The sequence below is a fragment of the Sphingomonas sp. CCH9-F2 genome (assembly GCF_001556735.1).
GTDB lineage: Bacteria > Pseudomonadota > Alphaproteobacteria > Sphingomonadales > Sphingomonadaceae > Sphingomonas > Sphingomonas ginsenosidimutans.
On sequence record NZ_LSJO01000163.1, the window covers coordinates 1 to 2,715 of the forward strand.

Sequence of the window (2,715 nt, forward strand, 5' to 3'; positions counted from 1 at the left end):
CGCTGCCGGGCTGCCCGCCGATGCGGTGCAACTGGTGACGACGACCGATCGCGCCGCGGTGGGCGCGATGCTGGCGGCGGAGGGGGCGATCGACCTCATCATCCCGCGCGGCGGCAAGAGCCTGGTCGCGCGCGTCCAGGCGCAGGCACGGGTGCCGGTGCTGGCGCATCTGGACGGGATCAACCATGTGTTCGTGCATGCCTCCGCCGATGCGGCGATGGCGCGCGACGTCGTGGTCAACGCCAAGATGCGGCGCACCGGCGTATGCGGCGCGATGGAGACGCTGCTGATCGATCGCGGCTATCCCGATCCCGCCGCGCTGGTCGCTGCGCTGAAGGATGCCGGGTGCGTGGTGCGCGGCGATCCGGCCGAGGCGGCGTTCGGCGATCTGGTGGAGCCGGCGAGTGAGGCGGACTGGGACACCGAATATCTCGACGCGATCTGCTCGGTCGCGCTGGTCGACGGCGTCGAGGGCGCGCTGGCGCATATCGCGCGGCACGCATCGGGGCATACCGACGCGATCGTCGCCGCCGACGCGGACGTCGCGGAGCGGTTCCTGGCGGAGGTCGATTCGGCGATCGTGCTGTGGAACGCCTCCACCCAGTTCGCCGACGGCGGCGAATTCGGGCTGGGGGCGGAAATCGGCATCGCCACCGGGCGGCTCCACGCGCGCGGGCCGGTCGCGCTGGAGGGGTTGACGACGTACAAGTGGCTGGGCCGCGGGACCGGGCAGGTCCGGCCTTGATGGCAATTGCGGCGGGCGCGCGGTGACGCGCCGTATCGGGCTGATGGGCGGATCGTTCAACCCAGCGCATCGCGGGCATCGTCATATCGCGCTGGCGACGATCCGCGCGCTGGCGCTGAACGAGCTGTGGTGGATGGTGTCGCCGGGCAATCCGCTGAAGCCCGCGCGCGGCATGGCGCCGTTCGCCGCGCGGCTGGCGTCGGCGCGCGCGATGGCACGCCGCGCCCCGATCCGCGCCACCGATATCGAGGCGCGGCTGGGCACCCGCTATACCGCCGACACGCTGCGCGCGATCGTGCGGCGCTACCCGCAGCACCGCTTCGTATGGGTGATGGGGGCGGACAATCTGGCGCAGTTCGACCGGTGGCAGCGGTGGCGCGACATCGCGCGAACGATGCCGATTGCGGTCGTCGCGCGTCCGGGGTATGATGGCGATGCCCTCGCGGCCCCCGCGATGGGATGGCTGCGGCGCTTTCGGCGGCCCGCACGCCAGGCGAGGAATTGGCCCGAGTGGAGTGTACCAGCACTGGTGCTGCTGCGTTTCCGCCCCGACCCGACATCCGCGACTCAGCTTCGCGACGTCGATCCCGACTGGCATTTGCGTCACGTCGAACCCATGTCCCCCGCCACAACGGCAATCTGAGGAGCCATCTTGCCCGCCACCGAACCCGCCGAACGACCCGCTGCCGACACCGGCGATGGAGTCGAGGCGCTGCACCAGCTGGTCCTGCAGTCGCTGGACGACGATCAGGCGGTCGACACCATCTCGATCCCGCTGGCCGGCAAGTCGTCGATCGCGGACCATATGGTGATCGCCAGCGGCCGGTCGACGCGGCAGGTCGCGTCGATGGCGTCCAAGCTGGCCGAACGCATCAAGGGCGAGACCGGCCGCTCGGCGCGGATCGAGGGGCTGCCCAATGCCGACTGGGTGCTGATCGACGCGGGCGACGTGATCGTCCACCTGTTCCGCCCCGAGGTGCGCAGCTTCTACAATCTGGAGCGGATGTGGTCGTTCGGAGATGCGCCCGCGGCGACCGGCACCGCCTGACCATGACAGACCGCACGGCGGCGCGCTGAGGGCGTCGCCATGTTGCTGCATATCGTCGCGCGCGGACGGATCGGGCGATCGCCCGAGGCCGAACTGGTCGACCGCTATCTGAAGCGGATCGCCTGGCCGACGCGCGTCAGCGAATTGCCCGATCGCGGCGGGCGCGAGCCGGACCGCCCGCCCGCGCAGGGCCGCCGCATCCTGCTGGACGAAAAGGGCGAGGTGCTGGCGTCGATGGCGCTGGCCGAGCGGATCGGCCGCTGGCGCGACGACGGCGTGCGCGAGGCGCGCTTCCTGATCGGCGCGGCGGACGGCTTTTCCGATGCGGAGCGCGGCGAGGCAGACCTGCTGCTGTCGTTCGGGCGCGCCACCTGGCCGCACCTGCTGGCGCGCGCGATGCTGGCGGAACAATTGTTCCGCGCGACCAGCATCCTGGCCAACCATCCGTACCATCGCGAGGGGTGATGCGCGCGCGACGGGTGATCGTGCCGGCGGCGGCGATGCTGGCGATCGTGGCGGCGGGCGCGGCAACCGCTTATTCCGCCGCCGACCTGCGCGGCGCGAAGGCGGCGGTGGCGGCGGCGCAGCGGCGTGCCGCGGTACTGGACGCGCGCGCCGACCGCACCGCCGATCCGGCGGAACGCGCGCGGCTCCAGACGCAGGCGGTGGCCGCGCGCGTCGACGCTGCGGAGGCGGAGGTGACCGCGGGGCGGGTGCGACGCGGGTTGATCGACACGCTGTTGACGGCGCGGCGCGCGGCGCTGGCGGAGCAGCAGGGGCCCGTGGCGCAGCTTCTCGCGACGCTGACGTCGCTGGCGCGGCGCCCGGCGGTGGCGACACTGACCCAGCCGGGCAGCATCGACGATCTGGTGCATGTGCAGGCGGTGCTGTCGAGCACGCTGCCCGCGGTCGAGGCGCGCAC

At 72.3% G+C, this 2,715-nt stretch carries 4 protein-coding genes and 1 pseudogene; all 5 read left to right on the forward strand.

The window, feature by feature from the left end:
• Nucleotides 1–745 (forward strand): glutamate-5-semialdehyde dehydrogenase (locus AX685_RS04660; protein WP_082740527.1); only part of this gene is annotated, 745 nt, incomplete at its 5' end.
• Nucleotides 746–767: 22 nt separating this feature from the next.
• Entirely contained in the window at nucleotides 768–1,388 is a 621-nt protein-coding gene (locus AX685_RS04665; protein ID WP_082740528.1) for a nicotinate-nucleotide adenylyltransferase, read from the forward strand.
• Nucleotides 1,389–1,397: 9 nt separating this feature from the next.
• Nucleotides 1,398–1,793: a ribosome silencing factor gene (gene rsfS, locus AX685_RS04670; RefSeq protein WP_066485887.1), complete on the forward strand. Its 396-nt coding sequence runs from the start codon at nucleotides 1,398–1,400 to the stop codon at nucleotides 1,791–1,793.
• A 39-nt stretch (nucleotides 1,794–1,832) separates the two neighbouring features.
• Nucleotides 1,833–2,258 (forward strand): 23S rRNA (pseudouridine(1915)-N(3))-methyltransferase RlmH, encoded by a 426-nt coding sequence (locus AX685_RS04675; RefSeq protein ID WP_066485890.1) that lies wholly within the window; start codon nucleotides 1,833–1,835, stop codon nucleotides 2,256–2,258.
• A pseudogene (locus tag AX685_RS04680) lies at nucleotides 2,258–2,715 on the forward strand (metalloendopeptidase); the annotation flags it as partial. The gene AX685_RS04675 and the pseudogene AX685_RS04680, both read left to right, overlap by 1 nt.